Origin of the sequence: Lacibacter luteus, assembly GCF_004118265.1 — a bacterium.
Classification (GTDB): Bacteria; Bacteroidota; Bacteroidia; order Chitinophagales; family Chitinophagaceae; genus Lacibacter; species Lacibacter luteus.
Window position 1 is genome coordinate 164,332 of record NZ_SDHW01000005.1, and the last position, 17,591, is coordinate 181,922.

The window sequence follows — 17,591 nt, forward strand, 5'->3', positions numbered from 1 at the left end:
TAATACTAAAGTACTGCCAAGGTTCTACTGTTTAAATCGGTAGCAACAGCTGCTTTCTTTCGTACTTTGTACCTCTTACCCCGTACTTTTCTCTTGCTAACAGCAGTTCGCATTATCTCCATAATTTCCTACATTCGCCCCGATTGCAAATTATATGACTGAATACAACTATCTACCGCTCGACGAGCAACAGCTCACCTTCGATGAAGTAAAGAACTACCTGCATCATCAGCAATTTGTGTCCATCACCTTTCGTGCACATCATAAGATCGAAAAATGCAGGCATTACCTCGATCAGAAGATGGCGCAAAGCGATACTGCTTTCTACGGCATCAACACCGGTTTTGGTTTTCTGCAGAATGTAGTGATACCCGATGATCAGTTGGAGCAATTGCAAAACAATCTGCTGATGAGCCATGCATGTGGTATGGGTGAAGAAGTGCCGGAAGAAATTGTAAAGATGATGTTGATGTTAAAGATCAAATCGCTCAGCTATGGTTACAGTGGTGTGCAGGTTGATACAGTGAAGCGATTAATGGATATGCACAACAGTGGCGTACTGCCTGTTATCTATCAACAGGGGTCATTGGGTGCAAGTGGTGATCTTGCTCCACTCAGTCATTTAAGTCTACCCTTGATCGGAATGGGAGAAGTGAAGTATCAAGGCACAAGAATTAAGGCACAAGAAGTACTAATGAAACTCAACTGGCAACCCATTCATTTAAAAAGTAAAGAAGGGTTAGCGCTCATCAACGGTACACAGTTTATGAGTGCCTATGGTTTGTATTGTTTGGTACAGGCCGAACGATTGATGCAATGGGCCGATCTCATTGCTGCTATTTCCTTTGATGCGTTTGATTGTATCGATCAACCCTTTCATGAAAAGATACAGGCTATTCGTCCACACAGCGGACAAATACACACCGCTCAACAATTGCGAAACATTTTAAGCGGGAGCGAAATTGGTCAGCAGAAAAAACAACAGGTGCAGGACCCATATAGTTTCCGTTGCATACCGCAAGTGCATGGTGCAAGTAAAGATGCATTGGCACATGTAAAAGAAGTGTTCATGCGTGAGATCAATTCAGTAACCGATAACCCGAATGTATTTCCTGATGAAGACCTCATTGTAAGCGGTGGTAATTTTCACGGTCAGCCGTTGGCGTTAGCGTTGGATTATTTTTCAATAGCGATGAGTGAGTTGGCGAACATCAGCGAACGCAGAACCTATCAACTCATCAGCGGACAAAGAGGCTTGCCTTTATTCCTTGTAAAAGAAGCCGGACTCAACAGCGGCTTTATGATTCCGCAATACACAGCAGCAGGCATTGTGAGCGAGAACAAACAACTCTGCACACCATCATCGGTTGACAGTATTTCATCAAGCAACAACCAGGAAGATCATGTAAGCATGGGTGCCAATGCAGCCACCAAAGCTTATCGTGTCATGAAGAATGTAGAAAAAGTATTGGCCATCGAATTACTCAGTGCTGCACAGGCATTGGATTTCCGCAGGCCGTTAAAAAGCTCTTCAAAGATCGAAGAAGTGATGACCGCCTTCCGCCAACACGTAAGCTTTGTAGATAAAGATCGGGTGCTGCATGATGATATGATGAAAGCGGTTTCATTCATAAGCAAGGATTTGAACCACTAAGACGCAAAGGCGCTAAGGAGCACGAAGAAGAAATGAACCACAGAGACACAGCGACGCAGAGGAAGAAGACGGTAGTCGTTAGCCGATAGTGGATAGTAAAAGACAATAGTCAATTAACAATAAGCAAATCAATTCGTGTTCATTCGTGCTCTGCCCTCCGTAGTTTTAACGCAGGAGGGAATTCGTAGCAAAGAAATCTGTTTTCATCCGTGTAATCTGTGAGTAACAAAATCTTAATAATCTTTTCAATCCCATAAATCATGGTTCAGACAACCTACGACGCAATAAAATACAAAACCCCAACCGGCAGTGAAAAAACCTGCAAAGGCTGGATACAAGAGGCCGCATTACGCATGCTCCTCAACAACCTCAACCCCGATGTAGCCGAACGCCCCGATGATCTCATTGTATACGGTGGCAGAGGAAAAGCAGCAAGAAATTTTGAAGCCCTCGATAACATCATTGCAGCATTGAAAGTATTGGAGAACGATGAATCGTTACTCATACAAAGCGGCAAGCCTGTAGGCATGTTGAAAACACATAAAGATGCACCACGTGTACTCATCAGTAATAGTCAGTTAGTACCCAACTGGGCCAACTGGAAACATTTTGAAGAGTTGGAACAAAAAGGATTGATGATGTACGGACAAATGACCGCCGGCAGTTGGATCTACATCGGCTCGCAAGGCATTGTACAAGGCACGTATGAAACGTATGCTGCATTAGCTGATAAACATTACAACGGTTCATTAAAAGGAACATTGAACATCACCGCCGGTCTCGGCGGCATGGGCGGCGCACAACCACTCGCCATCACCATGAACGAAGGCGTTGCATTAATAGCCGAAGTAGAAGAATGGCGCATCGATAAACGCATCGAAACAAAATACCTCGATGAAAAATACACAAACATTGATGAAGCGATAGATAAAGCTGTAAGGTATAAGGCAGAAGGCGTAGGGAAAAGCATCGGTGTATTATGCAACGCTGTTCATCTCTTACAACGACTCATCGAACGCAACATCATCCCCGATACACTAACTGATCAAACAAGTGCACACGATCCACTCATTGGTTATGTGCCGCACACACTTACAAACGAGCAAGCCAACATCCTCCGCACACAAAACCCAACGGAGTACCTTGAACGCAGTTACGAAAGCATGTACCTCCATGTGCAACTCATGCTGCAACTCATGGACAAAGGCGCAATCACCTTCGATTATGGAAACAACATCAGGGCAAGAGCGAAAGAATTTGAAGACCGTAAGAAAACAAGTCCGCAAGAAGAAAAGTCGGAAAGTCCGAAAGAAAGGCAACCGTCTTCCGGACTTTCCGACTCCCCGTCTTTCCGTCTAAATCGCTGCTTCGACTTCCCCGGCTTCGTTCCCGCCTACATCCGTCCGCTTTTCTGCGAAGGCAAAGGCCCCTTCCGCTGGGCTGCACTCAGCGGCGATCCCAATGATATTGCTGTAACCGACGAACTCATCATGAACATGTTCCCCGAGAACAAAGGCATGATCCGCTGGATGAAAATGGCGAAAGAAAAAATTGCTTTCCAGGGATTACCTGCACGCATCTGCTGGCTGGGCCAGGGCGAACGGGAAAAGGCAGGTCTTGCCTTTAACGAACTCGTACGCACCGGCAAAGTAAAAGCGCCCATTGTTATTGGTCGTGATCATTTAGATACAGGTTCGGTGGCAAGCCCCAACCGTGAAACCGAAAGCATGCTCGATGGCAGCGATGCTGTTGCCGATTGGCCCATCCTCAACGCACTCGTAAACACCGCAGGCGGCGCCAGTTGGGTAAGCCTGCATCATGGTGGTGGTGTGGGTATGGGTTACAGCATCCACGCCGGTATGGTGATTGTTGCCGATGGTACTGATGATGCTGAACAACGTTTGAAACGTGTACTCCGCAACGATCCGGGAATGGGTGTGATAAGACATGCCGACGCCGGATATGATATTGCTAAGGAGACGTTGAAAGCAAACGATCTTGATTTCAGGGAGAGGTTGTAGTTCATGGTTCATAGTTCATGGTTCATGGAGGAAAACCCCCGTCTGACAAGTTTCATCCGGGAAGGCAAAAGACAAAAAACAAAAGCCAAGTGAAAGACAATTGGCAATAGGCAATTTGCAACAGGCAAGGGGAAAAGCGGATGACAACTGACATCTGCTGAATATAGTTGTCTTCCCGAGGGAGGATGGAACTGCTGGGTTTAGGATGGGGTAGGTTATGGCTGAGGTAAAGGGTATGATGGCTTTTGATGGAGTTAAAACGGGTGTATTACTGCTGTTGACAACGGAAGATGAACGAAGGATGAACGGAGGATGCTTGCATTTGCGCAGGTGAATGAGTAACTTTAAGCTACTAAACGCTGACTTATGGCAAGAACCAATAACAACGTGCTGCTGCGCCAATTACGAGGGCAGCTTGGAAAGCAACTGGTGGTGAAACGATACGGTACTAAAACTGTGGTGACTGCTTACCCCGATATGAGCAACGTAAAGCCCAGTACATTACAAATAACAAAGCGGAGCCTTTTTGCGGAAGCGGTGGCTTATGCGCAAGGTATTTTGCATGACCCGGTAAAGAAGGCTGCTTATGCCCAGCGACTAAAGAAAGGACAGCGTGTGTACCATGCTGCGATTAAAGAGTTTTTATCCAAGACAAAGGATGTGTAATATCTGAGCTTGTTTTGCAGCATTTAATCTGCGAATTAATGATGCAAGAAGAGATGTTATCTTAAACTAACCGGACCGACTAGTGCCAGGTACCTGGTTGACGTAAAACAGCATACTTTCTAAAACTCTAAATTTCAGGCACAATAAGGCAACGCTTATTTTCTCCGCCTCATTCTTGCGCCAGGCTTCTGAATGTTAAAGACCTTATATGCCTGGACTAGATGGTATGTTGCTTTCAGCTTCATTCCACCTCTTTTTTCCTTCGCACATAATAAAGTACAAACACGCCTTCTACTCTAAAAACAAGTTCAGTTTCATTTAATGTAACGATCACAGCTTCCGAATCTTCCTGCTGTATCATGCTGCCATTAGCACTGATACGGTACCTGCCACTGTCAATCATCACCGTTCCCTTTGCTGTTTTAAGCCGAACAATAAAGTTTACTGAATCAATAAATGTTGTGATCATACCTACGCCTTTTTCTTTCATAGCTACCGAATCATCAAATACTCTTAAAAATTCAATTCGTTTAAACTCCCATGTGCCAACTATAAGTTGTTTATTATGTTCCTGGCTATATCCAGTTTTACCAATAATGAAGCACACAACTACAGCAAACAGGTAAATGCGTATTCTTTTTTTCATAAAAATTGTAGTGAAGGCTGCCTGTACATTAAGCAGCAGCCGTGTTGAAGTGTTAATTCTATTGTACAATTATTTCTTCAAACACATAATCTCTTGGCAGGTTTTCAAGCACCTCTTTTTTAATCTTTATTCCTGCATTTTTGTCTTCAATGATAAAATGATAAACAGAATAACCATACATAAACTGTAACTCTTTTCCATTAACAGTAATGCTGCTGAAATTTGTACTTGTACGGGAGTTGCTACTGCTTAAACCCGGAATTGAATAACTGTCTTTAAATTTCACGATCTCACTATTCACCGGCTCTGTAGTAAAAGTGATGGAGTTGTCCGAAAGCTTTGTTGTTTTAGTAGCAGCAGGAATACGTTGTTCAATGATGATGCAAAAAGTCGATTCACCCGTTCTTACTTTTCTGAACCAGATACCTTTATCAACGTTGGGTAACGCATCAACTACTTCAAAGTTTATTTTATTTGTAGTGTATTTCGTTTTATCAAGATAAAATTCCAGCGGTCCTATTTCGTTCTTTCCTTTATTGATGGCGGTAACATTCATGGTTAGCTCACTGTTATCGGTAGTGCCGATATCGGTACTAAGCTGCAGTTTTCCTGCTAATGATTTAAAAATGTTTGCACGCAAATGATTGATGTCAATCGAAATCTGAAATGTTTCATGCAGTCGTGGCTGCGGCGTTGAAATAGTGAGTTCTATTGCTTGTGGCTCTGCAAGAAGTGAATCAACATTCTGAGAACGGCCAAATGCAGCCAGTAAACTAAAACAGGTAAAGAAAAACAGTTGCTTCATGGTTTTTATTGTTTTGATCCGGTAAATCATTTCCGGCAATAATGACGGTGATATTTTTCTGCAGCCAGCACATATAATGAAGAGCAAAATAGTTTATTTTAAGAAACATTCAATTTCCGCCGGGGGCTCATGCAATGAAGAGGTCCGGGACGATGAAAAACCCTGTTACGAAACGTCCCCTGCGGGAGACGTTTCTGATAAAAAAAGCATCAGCAGCCGTGTTGAATTTTATGCCGGGAAAATAAACCTCACTTCTGCACCGGGAGAGGGCTGTACACTCGAAGTGTTTATTCCCAACTAAAGGAAAGAGAGAGTAGGAACAAGGCTCAAAAAAATCCAAAGTCCTGGGTACAGGACGCAAGTATAAAAAGCAGGAATGTTCAACCACCTAGGGAAGCAGGTCTGAAAGTTGTGCGTTACCGTTACTTTTTCTCCAGCATGTCTCCTGCACAAAAATGACGCACAGCTTCAAAAAAAACACGGTCACTGTAACCTTTTCGATACTCACGGGCTCTGTTGTTTCAGAACAGTTTTTTAAACAGAAAAAACAAGTAACATGGAAACAACACACACATCGCAAAAACTAAGATCGGTTTACAGTATGCTCAAACTTACCTATGGCATTGTACCAATTGTGGCCGGGCTCGATAAGTTCACCAACCTGCTCGCCAACTGGGAGCAATACCTCAACCCTGCACTCGCAGAGGTACTCCCTTTTTCACCACACACATTTATGATGATGATCGGCGTAGTTGAAATTGCAGCGGGGGTAATTGTTCTGTTAAAACCAACAGTAGGAGGTTATGTTGTAATGGCCTGGCTTTCCTTAATTGCATTTTCGCTGCTCGCAAGTAAAGAGTACCTCGATGTAGCTGTACGTGACCTCGTAATGGCCATCGGTGCCTATTCATTTGTAAAAATGGCAAACATCATGGGTGCAGCGAAAACCGGAACTGTCGCAGCCAGGCAGGTGCAGCTATCCTGAGTTGCCTTTGTACAACCGCTATGTAACTTTGTACTACCATTACTGTAAACAGAAAGAAATGCCTCTTGATAAACTTAGAAACAGCGTTCAGCAATTTGACGATACCGATGTGATAGGCGAAATAGTAAAAGGCAACACAGCTATGTTTGAACTGATCATCCGTCGGTATAACCCCTATTTATACAAGGTTGGCAGAAGCTATGGTTTCAACCACCAGGATACAGAAGACCTGATGCAGGAATCCTTTATCAGCGCTTACACACATCTTGCACAATTTGCCGGACGCTCTTCTTTTAAAACATGGCTCATCAGGATCATGCTGAATCACTGTCATCGGAAAGCAGCTAAGTTCAGCTACCAAAAAGAACAGCCAACCGAATTACTACCCGATAATGCAAACTTTATGTTTCTGCAAAACAATCATAGCGACAACAGCAATACCGTTATCAAGCGGGAATTGAATACCATCATTGAAACAGCTCTTCAACAACTTCCACACAATTACAGGATCGCCTTTACGCTTCATGAACTCACCGGCTTAACGGTGGCGGAAACGGGCCACATTATGCACGCCAGCCCTTCCAACATCAAAGTGCGGCTCAACAGGGCCAAAGCCCTGCTGCGGAAAGAAATAGAAAAAACATATACCGCCGCCGACATCTATGAATTCAATCTGCTGTACTGCAATAAAATGGTGCACGCAGTCATGACACAAATTGCGGCAATGGAAAAAACAGATCCGCCTGCTTCCGGAGGGGCAATTGATTAAACAGGGTGTAAGCTTGAGGATGGCGATGCACTACCTCATTGCTACAGCCCTGGCATCCCGTAAATGCTGGGGGAGAGATAAGGTTATACAGGCACATCTTTTCGCCTCATAATAACGTACTGTTCATGCTCCAGGATAAAATAGGCATAGCCATAACAGAAATAAGCAGTACTCCCTTTTTTTGTAGTTGCTGAATCAGTGATATAATTAAAACGAAAACCCGCTTCCTGCAATTCGTTTTTATTTACAATCACTTCACTGGTTGACTTACCAAGCAAATTCTTTAAAACCGAACTGTTTTTGCGGAGTGTTAATAGGATATTCTTGGTCTGGTCATCCTGCAGCATTTTCATTTGCCGGCTGTAGCTTAACCGGCAGGCAGTGTCACAAAATTTTTTGCGCCGGTTTCCCTCGAGTGGCTTATCACAGGTAAGGCAGTTGTTTGTATGAAACATTCTCTCTTCCAAAGCAAAACTTTAAAAATTACAGATGATGAAGTTAAAAACAAAAGCGCAATAGAACGATACCTCATCCTCCTGGTCTAATGCAATGGGTCCCGTAATCATATAACCACCATACATCACTTAATCTTTTCACGAACGTAAAGCACTGCAGCACCGCCACCTGTTATACCTGTATGGCTGTTGGTGGGTTTGCAAAATACAGAGGCCTGCTATAATTGGAGCCGGGCTATCTTGTTACGAAACGTCCCCTCCGGGAGACGTTTCTGAGAAAAAAATATGTATTAGCTAATCTCTAATTACTACTCGTTTCTTCAAATTCCTCAACACTTACAGGATCAATTTTCAATTGATTTTCTACCCATTCCTCCTGAAGCTTAACATCTTTCTTCATGGCCTCTTCAAGTGCTAAACTTTCTCTGTATTGTTTAGCCTCTGCTGCCATAGTCCATTTTGGATTCAGGCCCATTTTTTCAATCTCATCTTTTATATCAGTAAGCGTCACTTTAAAAAACTCTTTCCGGGGATTGATCTTGTTCATTTGCATTTTTAAGAAAAGTTTATGCAGTTGTCTTTCTAAACCTGGAGCATCTTCACTGAAGATCATCGAATGAACATCAAATTCAAATGGTACACTTGCATCTCCAAGTTCACGAATCCTGTCTAAAGGTTCAAGCCTTCTCGTCATACCAATTTTAAATACATCTTCTCCAAAAGAACCAATATTTGAAATAATGTACACATTGCCTGATTTTGTTTGCTGCGCCATCGACATTGCCCGTTGGTTCTTCTCTTCAGCAGCCTTTAGTTTTTCTTCAAGTTGTAAAAGTTGCAATTCAAATTTTTCTTTTTGCTCTTCATTTGCTTTTGCAACCTCGCTTTGTGCTTTTTCAATCAGCTTCTTCAATGTTTCTTCTTCTTTCTGCGCTTCCTTCATGGCTCTTTCAAATTCCCTGCGGGCTTTTTCTTCTTCACGAATTTGTTCTTTAATTCTTCGTTGCTCCTCCTGTTCCTGCCATTTTAATTCCTGTGCTACAACAGCCCATTTTAATTCATCCAGTCTTGCATTTAAATAAGCTTCTGTAATCGCTGCATTTCGAAAAGCAGTACCGTTATAGTTAACAAGCTGGTAAGCATCTTTTATTTTTTGCTGTAGTGTTCCGTAATTATCCTTTTTAACCTTCGATAAAATGCTGTCAACTTTTCCGTTAAAAGCATCCAGTACAAATCGGATAGCGATTTCTTTACGGTTTGCCTCAACATAATCGCATTTGGCACCTGTTCCGTTCTCCGTCATTTTTGTTGAAAGCTGTCTTGCCTTCTTTAGCATTTCACCTGCTTCCAGGTGGCCAAACTCTTCAGCTAATTCATCAAGCAGGCTATAGGTAGGCACGAGATATTTATCGCCATAGCCCTCAATAATGTTTTGCATGGCCTTAATGGTGCCTTCCAGCTCATTTGCTTTTTGCAAAGCTTTATATGCATCACCGGCAATTTGTTCGGCTTTTGAATTTGCATCCGCAACGATTTTTACAGATTCGTTATTTGCAGAATTTAGAATAGCACTGGCTTTATCTTTCAATTCAGTTGCTTTGCTGTTTGCTTCTCTTCTGATGCCTGAAGCCTCTTCCTTTGCATCTTCCAGTTCTTCTTTTGCCTGTAGTATTAGGCTGTCAGCTTCGGTATGTGCACTTGAAAGCATTTCGTTTGCTTTTTCTTCCACATCAACCAGTCCTTCATATTTCACCAGCTGATTTATTTTTTGTTCATGGTTGGCGCATAATGTAGTAAGCGTACTGACTTCAGATTGTTTTTTATTTAAAGAGTCTAATGCTTCCTTTTTTTCTTTGTTAGCTTTTTTAAGCTGGAATAATAAAAGAACGAAGGCAATAAGAAGTAGGAGTAGAGCAAATTCCATAAGTATAGTTTATTTGATTATCGTTTAAAACTTGTTAGTGCATACATGAATCTGGCCATTAGTTTCATCTTAAGTTACTTTCATGTGCTTTCATTAATTTATTGAACCTTCCCCAGAAACGTCTACTTTGCCTTTTAATTAAATTCATGCCATTTATATTAAGCATTTTCTGATCAGCTTTATTGATATAGCTTAAATAATTTCCCCAGTTGTACTCTTTTGTTTTGACGTACTGTTTTGGATTTCCAGCCAATGGTCGAAACTTTATGCTCCTATTAGCTCCCTTATAAGTAAATCGCCTGAATAGCTTGGACTTAAATATCCTTCTGTCAGGATTTTTACTATGTAATGCAAATGACTCCGCTCTACTAAAAGCTCCTTTCATTGATCTGTAGAATTTTGAAAATCCAGAAGGTTTAATTAGCACATGTTGCCCATCAAATACAAATCCTAAATATTCCAACGGTTTCTTTATATATACCTCCTTTGTAAATTCATTTACTTCAAACCCCTTAAAAATGTCATTATGATTTTCAAAATGATATAGTTTTGTTTTTTCTGGTTGTATTTCGAGTCTAGTAACTTCGCTTTTTATTGTAGCTCTTAATGTTTTAATAAGTCCAGTTTCATGCTGCCGTTCGCATACGACAATCAAGTCATCACTATAACGTTGATAAAAACCTCCAACATTCTTTACAGCTTCAAAAATTAATCTGTCAAAATCAATCATATATATGTTGGCCAACGTAGCACTTATCGGGCTCCCTTGAGGTATTCCTGTTTTGTTGTTTTTTGATATTACCAGATTTAGATTCTTTTTGATAAACTCAACTTTGTCACAATATGCTATTGCATTTTTTTCTTTAAAATATTTTGTTCCGTTAATTTTTTTTCTAACATATGTCTTTTTTATTGGCGAATTAGGTATGCCTTTCTCTACCAACATTGTTTGGTCATATGCATCAAAAAGCTGTTGGGATTCTACATACTTAATTCTTGTTAAAGCTTTAAAAACGTTGTAATGATCTGGCGGAAGAGTGATTTTATTTAAGACTTTTGCCCATTGTTTTTTTAAAATATTATGGTTCAAATTGTCAAAAAAAGATGTTACGTCGGCAATGATTACAGAGAGTGTTTTGTGCTTATTAGTGAGAATATATTCAAAAGCACTTTTGGCAAAGTCGATATTGCATTTATTACCCTCTTTTCCAGGCTCTAAGGCTATTTTTCGATACGCAACAATAGATTCATTGAACCTCTCTTTTTCAATTACTTGCTCGTATGCGCAACTAAGTAATTGGTTGTATTTTGAAAATACCATCGCATCTAAATGAGACGCAAAAAAAGTGTCCCTAATTTTTGGCTTCTGTTTAATTCGTCTTCTTTTCTTTGATGGGTTTTTTACAAGTGCCTTCTTGTCGGCTCTAAACTTTCTTTTTACTATAGTTTTATGAATGAAGGGTAGAAAACTATGCTTCCTAATTTTAGTAGGGTTCTCAACATACTGTTTCACTCGATTATAGTGTTTGACTCTAATCGGCATTCCGATATGTGGATACTTCTTTGTTTTAAACCATTCTTCTATCTCTTGCATAATAAAAACAGGGGCAGGTTACGTAGCAGGTTTGGAATGTACATGCTCAGGTTTATTCAACCTCGAAGCTTCCCTCTTGTGGAGGTAGGCAACGCTACTCTATTCAGGTATAGAAATTGCTACCTTTGCTTTAACAACTCTAAACATAATAACTATGTTCAAGCCGTCTCTTCTCAGTATCAAGTTCAGACTCCCAACAGCATGTGCGCTGTTGATAACAGCTTCCTCATTAATTCTTACGAATAATTTGGAAATTGGTATTGCCTTTCCTGTTTAGCGTAATTCCTAAACAGTTCATTGTAGCTAAACGTAGCATTCCGACCACTCATCTGCCCCATAATTTTAATCTTTTTTTATTATTCTGTTTTTAATAGTACTTGTTTAAAGTTGGCGCTATACATATTTCGACATGAAGCTGTGTAATTATCTTAGCATAATATTAAAAGAATTTAAGCTGAACAATTGTAAAGAATCAAAAAGTACATTGCCAGTAGTTCCCGCCATTAAAACAAGAACAGTTCATTACTTCGCTATATCGTCAATGCAATGATAGCAGATGCACTATTATTTCTATGCTCCAACTTGTCTTATCCAATCTCGAATGTGTGAGCCTATTCTCTCAATGTCTCGGTTACCAAGGTCTCCACTATGCATTATAACATTTCTTGACCGTTCCACTGTGTCGAGTATTGTAGCTGCCCAATCAAAAGTAATTAAGTGAGGTTCGAATAGTTTCCAATTCCTCCTGATTGTATCTGTTAGATGCTTCATCTCAGTATAGTTGATGGGACTAAGTCCTCTTGGAGTATGCCATCTTATTTTCTTTTCGTCCTCCATTCTTCCTTCTGCTTTTTTTCTTATACCTTCATCGACTGACGTTGTCCACCAATTTTCTCCAACCTCTTCTAACAACTTCTTTTCTATGAATGCTCTGACAGAATTTTCAAAAGCTGCTATTGCAGTATACACTACAGCCATTTTTTTTGACCGTGTTACAAAGGTGTCATCCATTTCATCTATTGCAAGTGTTGAAGCCAACAACTTTGCATCTTCTTCAGAAAAATGCGTTTTGCTTTTCCTTCCCGCTTTATCTAATGCGTCTTCTGTAAGAAGCCCCTTAAATACGAATGAATAATAACTGTCCATTAAAACAAATGTTCTTTTAAACTTTTAAATATTGCGTCATAAACGGCTGTGTCCCTCGTTTCTGGTAAATGTATTTGAATGTTGTAATGAAGACTAGGTTTATCGTTTCCATCATTCAAAGGCACATGTTTTATAACTGTTTCTTTTGGTGGTTCAGAATGCTTCTCTTCCTTTTTCTCTGCTGCTGTGGTAGTCTTAGAAGTTGGCTGAATTGGTTTACTCCAGTCTGCATAATCTGCTAAAGCTTTAAAAGTTTTTGCCATTAATGCAAGAATATTGTCTTCTTTGGACCCTTGTGTCAGTGTTTTAAATTTATTTTTTACTTCTGTCTCAGTTAATTCATATGCTTTTTTATTAATTGCAAATAAATCAGAATAGGCTTCTTCGACACATTCTGCCATAACTTTTCTGGATTCTGCTTGGTCAAGAAATCTAAAGTATTTTTCGGTTGGAGCATTGGATTGGTCTATTAGCCCTAAATCCTTGAATAACCTTATGTATAAAGAATCATTGCTGCTTGTAAATCCTAATGTCTTGAGAAATCCAGTCGACAAACTCGATGGAGCTTTTGCAGAGAGTAGGGCAGTAAATATTGCGTCAAAGTTTTTTGTCGTTACTAGATACGAAGTTGATAGTGCCATATGAATTTTCAGTTTAGTTGCTGTTTAATTGCATAGCTGATAATACATTAATTGTCGTAACCAATTTAATTTCACTATTGATATCAATAGTAAGCAGTCATACTTTTTAATTATTTGCACTCAAATACATTTAAGTTTATTGAGTATAAACGCTCTAAACGTTTACTCCTGGTTATTCGCTAAAAAAATCAATAAATAATTAAAGTATCCCGGCGTATTATCATGTATTTCTTCTTGCGCAGCAATCAAAAATATATTCCGGGGTATAGCGTGGAGTGGGTTAGCTCTGGCTTTCCGGTGTTCACGGTAGCAGTTTCACAATGCTGGGCAGCACTAATATAGTGCTTTTTTTATATTAACAAATTATGCCGTTGTCAATTACTTCTTACTCTCTTAACTCTTTTTCTTTTTGCTGTCAAACTCCAATACAAAATCAAATAACTCTTTCGGCTGTATTTTAAATTGAATTAAAATATCAGCAAGTGAATCAATAGTAAAATTCTGTTGGCCTTTAAAAACTTTTCCTAACCAGCTATGATCTTTACCAATAGAAGCATCTAATTTTCGAAGCGTATTTTCTTTTTCTCTTTCTTCAATTAGATTCTTAAGATTTTTGCCAATTTTTTCACGGAAGTCACCTTTAATTTTTTCACTCATAAAAAAGCTTTAACATGAAAGGTGAATGAATCGATAAAAAAAATCGTGGTATTATAATGCTACAGTTAATAATTTCCCTATCTTAGTTTTAATATTGCGTTTCTTCAATTAACTAATTGATGCATTCGCTTGGATTCTCGTCTTGAAACCTAGGAAATTTCGACGCACACGGGATGATAAGTGGATGCCCACGTTACGGCGTGGGCTCTCTTATACGTGTGCAGGCTTCCTAGGGCCTCAAGGCGGTAAGCTGAGTTACCACGCCTGTTTTTATATTTTGTATCACAGTATTACTTGTACAAAAAATCAGTTAACTCTTCTTATTGCATATCGAGACTTTCAAGCGCACCTAAACCATAAAGCATGAGAGTTCAACACCGGCACAACGCTTTTTACTTACTGCAAACGAAATTCTGTGTGAAGCCCCAAGATCATGGGTAATACCACTACTTACAAACTATCCTGCTTTGCTTTAGCATAGCGGCCCTTCCAGTCTTACAAACATTCCCACAAACCATATTTCTTAACCGCTCCCTCTAAAAGGACAGACGCTCCTTGCGGAGCGTCTTACTCTCCCTCCTTTGGAGGGAGTTGGAGGGAGGCTCAAATTCTTTCGCAAAAATGAAACAACTCATTTATTGCCTGGCACTGCTTTGCCCATTGCTAAGCAACTGCCAGCAAATCACCATCAAAGGAAATGTTATTAACGAAGAAGGCAACCCCGTTTCAGCCGCCACCATTATCCTAAAAGGTACAACTATTTCCACCGTAGCCAATGCAAAAGGGGAGTTCACGCTTCCCAACACAAAACTCAATGATTCAATCATTGTATCAGCCATCGGTTATCAAACGGCTGTTGAGCCAAACAACATGCGGGGTCTTATAACGGTCATCCTCAAACGTAAAGTAACCCAGTTAGATGAAACCGTCATTATTGCCTATGGAACCAGCACAAAACGGTTTAATACGGGGAACGTTGCAACCATAACAACGGCACAGTTAGCAACACAACCCCTGTTGAACCCCCTGGCCGCCCTGCATGGCAGGGTGCCGGGGCTTGTGGTTACACAGAGCAGCGGTGCTCCCGGTGCGGCCATCAAAATAGAGATACGTGGCCGCACTTCTTTGGAGTCGTCTGCTTCCGGTAACGATCCGCTCTTTATCATTGATGGTATTCCTTTTTCGCCCGGCAACGAAGTGGTGAGCCAGTTGCGATCTTCGGCCAATAACCCACGTTCTGCATCGCAGGGAGGGCTGAGCCCTTTTGCGCTTATTAACCCTGCCGATATTGAACGCATCGACATTCTCAAAGATGCTGATGCCACTGCCATTTATGGCAGCAGGGGAGCCAACGGTGTGGTTCTCATTACTACCAAACAGGCAAAACCCGGCCGCACATTGTTTACGGTAAATGCCTATACCGGCATTTCACGCATCGCTACCAAAGCAGAGCTGCTCAACACCCAACAATATCTGCAGATGCGCAGGGAAGCTTTTGCCAACGATGGTATTGCACCCACCATAGCAAATGCCCCCGACCTGCTTTTATGGGATACCAGCCGTTACCGCAATTTTGTAAACGATTTTATCGGCAACAGCGCCAGCAATTCCAATATCCAGTTATCCTTGTCGGGCGGTAACAGCAACACCCGCTTTTTGCTGGGCACGGGTTTTAACAGGGAGACGGCTGTTTTCCCGGGCAGCTTTGCGGCCAGCAGGGCATCGGCCAATATCAAACTCACGCACAATGCCCCTTCGCAAAAACTCTCTCTTACGTTTACGGCATCTTATGCAGCGGCAGTCAACAATTCCATCAAGACCGATCTTTCTACCTATATTAACCTGCCGCCCAATTTTCCTGCCCTTTATGATGCGCAGGGCAATCTTAAATGGTCGGAGGGAGGTGTGTCTTTCGCCAACCCTTTAGCCGAACAGTTACGTTCGTACAAAGCCATCAACGAAAACCTCAACACGGGGCTGCTCTTATCGCTGGTTCTTACAAAGGCACTGAGCTTTAAACTCAATACGGGTTACAATCTGTTCCGCAGCAACGAACGTTCCCTGCATCCGGCGGCTTCGCTTGACCCGGCTTCTTCTTCTTTACCTTTTTCCAATTTTGCCGGTAACCGAATGGGTGGCTTTATTATTGAACCACAACTCGAGTACCAACGAAAATGGAAACAGCTGCGTTTTACAGGGTTGCTTGGTGCCACGGCACAGCAAAATGCCGCCGAAACAGAATCGGTAAACGGGCTCAACTACAGCTCTGATCTGTTGCTGGCTTCCATGGCGGCCGCACCATTGCTTATTGGTTCCAACAGCGAAAACCGCTACCGCTACACGGCCCTGTTTACAAGGCTGACCATGCAGCTCAACAACAGGTACTTGCTTAACCTTTCTGCCCGTCGTGATGGCTCGAGCCGTTTTGGTCCGGGAAACCGTTTTGGCAATTTTGGCGCCATTGGTTTTGGCTGGATCTTTTCAAAAGAAAAATTCCTGCAAAACCAATCCATCTTAAGCTTTGGTAAATGGCGCAGCAGTTATGGTATTACGGGCAGCGACCAGGTGGGTGATTACCGTTACCTCGATACCTGGCAAAACACAGCGCTTACCTATCTGAATGCAAACGGCCTGCAGCCATCACGCCTGTTTAACCCGAACTATGGCTGGGAGGTCAATAAAAAATTTGAAACAGCACTTGAACTGGGTTTCTTTAACGATCAACTCTTTTTTTCAGTTGCCTGGTTTCAGAACAGGAGTGGCAACCGCCTTGTTAACTATTCGCTGCCTGCCATTACCGGTTTTTCTTCTGTTCTCCGCAATTGGGATGCTCTGGTGCAGAATACGGGTTGGGAGTTCCTGTTCACTTCACAAAACATACAAACAGCAAAGATCAGCTGGTCAACAACAGTGAACATGACCTTGCCGCAAAACAAACTGCTGGCATTTCCCGGTCTTGATGCATCGCCTTACCGCAATAATTACAGGGTAGGGCAGTCGCTCTCTGTTATCTATGGCTTCCGGTATCTAGGTGTTGATCCGGCCACCGGTATTTATTCCTACCAGGATCTTGATTCAAACGGACTATTGAATACATCCGATTACCAGTTGCTGGGTAATACCGACCCGGTTTTTTATGGTGGTGTGGGCAACAGCGTCAGTATCGGGCAGTTTCGGTTTTCCTGTTTTGTGGAGTTCCGTAAACAGCAGGGGCGTAACTATCTTGCCACACAGGCTGCCACTATTCCCGGCCGTGGTATGTTTAACCAACCCCTGCTGGTACTCGACCGTTGGCAAAAGCCGGGGGATATTGCAACCATTCAGCGTTATACCACTACAACAAACAGCACTGCATACATCGCAGCTGTTACACAGCTGGCGGCTTCCAATGCCATCTTTTCTGATGCCTCATTCATTCGTTTAAAAAACCTGGCTTGTTCCTGGTCATTACCGCAGGCAATCGCTGCGAAGATGAAACTGCAGGCACTCAGTATTCAACTGTCGGCACAAAACCTGTTCAGCATCACCCGTTATGCTGGTGCCGATCCCGAAAACCAGAACTTCTTTGTATTGCCTCCTTTACGCACGGTAACAGGCGGTATTCAATTCAGCTTTTAAATAAAACAAT

The 17,591-nt window shown here is 41.7% G+C and carries 14 protein-coding genes; 6 read left to right on the plus strand and 8 right to left on the minus strand.

Features of this window, described 5'->3' with window-relative positions:
- Window positions 1–154: 154 nt before the first annotated feature.
- The 3 genes from hutH to ESA94_RS15730 all read left to right on the plus strand — a co-directional run bounded on the left by hutH (window position 155) and on the right by ESA94_RS15730 (window position 4,341).
- Window positions 155–1,654 (plus strand): histidine ammonia-lyase, encoded by a 1,500-nt coding sequence (hutH, locus tag ESA94_RS15720; protein WP_129131893.1) that lies wholly within the window; start codon window positions 155–157, stop codon window positions 1,652–1,654.
- Window positions 1,655–1,914: 260 nt separating this feature from the next.
- The gene (gene hutU, locus ESA94_RS15725; RefSeq protein WP_129131894.1) at window positions 1,915–3,675 is read left to right on the plus strand and encodes a urocanate hydratase; all 1,761 of its coding nucleotides are present in this window, start codon (window positions 1,915–1,917) and stop codon (window positions 3,673–3,675) included.
- Window positions 3,676–4,041: 366 nt separating this feature from the next.
- Window positions 4,042–4,341: a hypothetical protein gene (locus tag ESA94_RS15730; protein ID WP_129131895.1), complete on the plus strand. Its 300-nt coding sequence runs from the start codon at window positions 4,042–4,044 to the stop codon at window positions 4,339–4,341.
- A 241-nt stretch (window positions 4,342–4,582) separates the two neighbouring features.
- Here the strand turns inward: ESA94_RS15730 and ESA94_RS15735 are convergent, their stop codons facing one another.
- Together ESA94_RS15735 and ESA94_RS15740 are read right to left on the minus strand one after the other, a co-directional pair.
- Window positions 4,583–4,987 (minus strand): hypothetical protein, encoded by a 405-nt coding sequence (locus tag ESA94_RS15735; RefSeq protein ID WP_129131896.1) that lies wholly within the window; start codon window positions 4,985–4,987, stop codon window positions 4,583–4,585.
- Window positions 4,988–5,045: 58 nt separating this feature from the next.
- A complete protein-coding gene (locus ESA94_RS15740; RefSeq protein ID WP_129131897.1) occupies window positions 5,046–5,792 on the minus strand; it encodes a hypothetical protein in 747 nt (248 codons plus the stop codon).
- Window positions 5,793–6,348: 556 nt separating this feature from the next.
- On the opposite strand from ESA94_RS15740, the gene ESA94_RS15745 reads away from it, so the two are divergent.
- Both ESA94_RS15745 and ESA94_RS15750 read left to right on the plus strand, forming a co-directional pair.
- Window positions 6,349–6,777, plus strand: coding sequence for a hypothetical protein (locus tag ESA94_RS15745; protein ID WP_129131898.1), 429 nt, complete (start codon window positions 6,349–6,351; stop codon window positions 6,775–6,777).
- 58 nt (window positions 6,778–6,835) lie between these two features.
- Window positions 6,836–7,546 carry a sigma-70 family RNA polymerase sigma factor gene (locus ESA94_RS15750; RefSeq protein ID WP_129131899.1) on the plus strand — a complete coding sequence of 237 codons (711 nt, stop codon included), beginning with the start codon at window positions 6,836–6,838 and terminating at the stop codon, window positions 7,544–7,546.
- An 83-nt stretch (window positions 7,547–7,629) separates the two neighbouring features.
- Here the strand turns inward: ESA94_RS15750 and ESA94_RS15755 are convergent, their stop codons facing one another.
- The 6 genes from ESA94_RS15755 to ESA94_RS15780 form a co-directional block, all read right to left on the minus strand.
- Window positions 7,630–7,899: a hypothetical protein gene (locus tag ESA94_RS15755; protein WP_129131900.1), complete on the minus strand. Its 270-nt coding sequence runs from the start codon at window positions 7,897–7,899 to the stop codon at window positions 7,630–7,632.
- Window positions 7,900–8,302: 403 nt separating this feature from the next.
- Window positions 8,303–9,925: a DUF4041 domain-containing protein gene (locus ESA94_RS15760; RefSeq protein ID WP_164972766.1), complete on the minus strand. Its 1,623-nt coding sequence runs from the start codon at window positions 9,923–9,925 to the stop codon at window positions 8,303–8,305.
- A gap of 64 nt (window positions 9,926–9,989) precedes the next feature.
- Window positions 9,990–11,519, minus strand: a complete 1,530-nt coding sequence (locus tag ESA94_RS15765; protein WP_129131901.1) for a reverse transcriptase domain-containing protein — start codon at window positions 11,517–11,519, stop codon at window positions 9,990–9,992.
- A gap of 570 nt (window positions 11,520–12,089) precedes the next feature.
- Window positions 12,090–12,665 (minus strand): Swt1 family HEPN domain-containing protein, encoded by a 576-nt coding sequence (locus ESA94_RS15770; protein WP_129131902.1) that lies wholly within the window; start codon window positions 12,663–12,665, stop codon window positions 12,090–12,092.
- The gene (locus ESA94_RS15775; protein WP_129131903.1) at window positions 12,665–13,306 is read right to left on the minus strand and encodes a DUF5343 domain-containing protein; all 642 of its coding nucleotides are present in this window, start codon (window positions 13,304–13,306) and stop codon (window positions 12,665–12,667) included. Before ESA94_RS15775 ends, ESA94_RS15770 begins: the two co-directional genes overlap by 1 nt.
- A 393-nt stretch (window positions 13,307–13,699) precedes the next feature.
- Complete coding sequence (locus ESA94_RS15780; protein ID WP_129131904.1) at window positions 13,700–13,963, minus strand: hypothetical protein; 264 nt, start codon at window positions 13,961–13,963, stop codon at window positions 13,700–13,702.
- Between the two features lie 621 nt (window positions 13,964–14,584).
- Here ESA94_RS15780 and ESA94_RS15785 point away from each other — a divergent pair.
- Entirely contained in the window at window positions 14,585–17,581 is a 2,997-nt protein-coding gene (locus ESA94_RS15785; RefSeq protein ID WP_129131905.1) for a SusC/RagA family TonB-linked outer membrane protein, read from the plus strand.
- The last annotated feature ends 10 nt before the right edge of the window (window positions 17,582–17,591 follow it).

Bases quoted from the DNA above. Each gene is read 5' to 3' on its own strand.
- hutH (WP_129131893.1), top strand. From the start codon at position 155: ATGACTGAATACAACTATCTACCGCTCGACGAGCAACAGCTCACCTTC.
- hutU (WP_129131894.1), top strand. From the start codon at position 1,915: ATGGTTCAGACAACCTACGACGCAATAAAATACAAAACCCCAACCGGC.
- ESA94_RS15730 (WP_129131895.1), top strand. From the start codon at position 4,042: ATGGCAAGAACCAATAACAACGTGCTGCTGCGCCAATTACGAGGGCAG.
- ESA94_RS15735 (WP_129131896.1), bottom strand. From the start codon at position 4,987: ATGAAAAAAAGAATACGCATTTACCTGTTTGCTGTAGTTGTGTGCTTC.
- ESA94_RS15740 (WP_129131897.1), bottom strand. From the start codon at position 5,792: ATGAAGCAACTGTTTTTCTTTACCTGTTTTAGTTTACTGGCTGCATTT.
- ESA94_RS15745 (WP_129131898.1), top strand. From the start codon at position 6,349: ATGGAAACAACACACACATCGCAAAAACTAAGATCGGTTTACAGTATG.
- ESA94_RS15750 (WP_129131899.1), top strand. From the start codon at position 6,836: ATGCCTCTTGATAAACTTAGAAACAGCGTTCAGCAATTTGACGATACC.
- ESA94_RS15755 (WP_129131900.1), bottom strand. From the start codon at position 7,899: ATGAAAATGCTGCAGGATGACCAGACCAAGAATATCCTATTAACACTC.
- ESA94_RS15760 (WP_164972766.1), bottom strand. From the start codon at position 9,925: ATGGAATTTGCTCTACTCCTACTTCTTATTGCCTTCGTTCTTTTATTA.
- ESA94_RS15765 (WP_129131901.1), bottom strand. From the start codon at position 11,519: ATGCAAGAGATAGAAGAATGGTTTAAAACAAAGAAGTATCCACATATC.
- ESA94_RS15770 (WP_129131902.1), bottom strand. From the start codon at position 12,665: ATGGACAGTTATTATTCATTCGTATTTAAGGGGCTTCTTACAGAAGAC.
- ESA94_RS15775 (WP_129131903.1), bottom strand. From the start codon at position 13,306: ATGGCACTATCAACTTCGTATCTAGTAACGACAAAAAACTTTGACGCA.
- ESA94_RS15780 (WP_129131904.1), bottom strand. From the start codon at position 13,963: ATGAGTGAAAAAATTAAAGGTGACTTCCGTGAAAAAATTGGCAAAAAT.
- ESA94_RS15785 (WP_129131905.1), top strand. From the start codon at position 14,585: ATGAAACAACTCATTTATTGCCTGGCACTGCTTTGCCCATTGCTAAGC.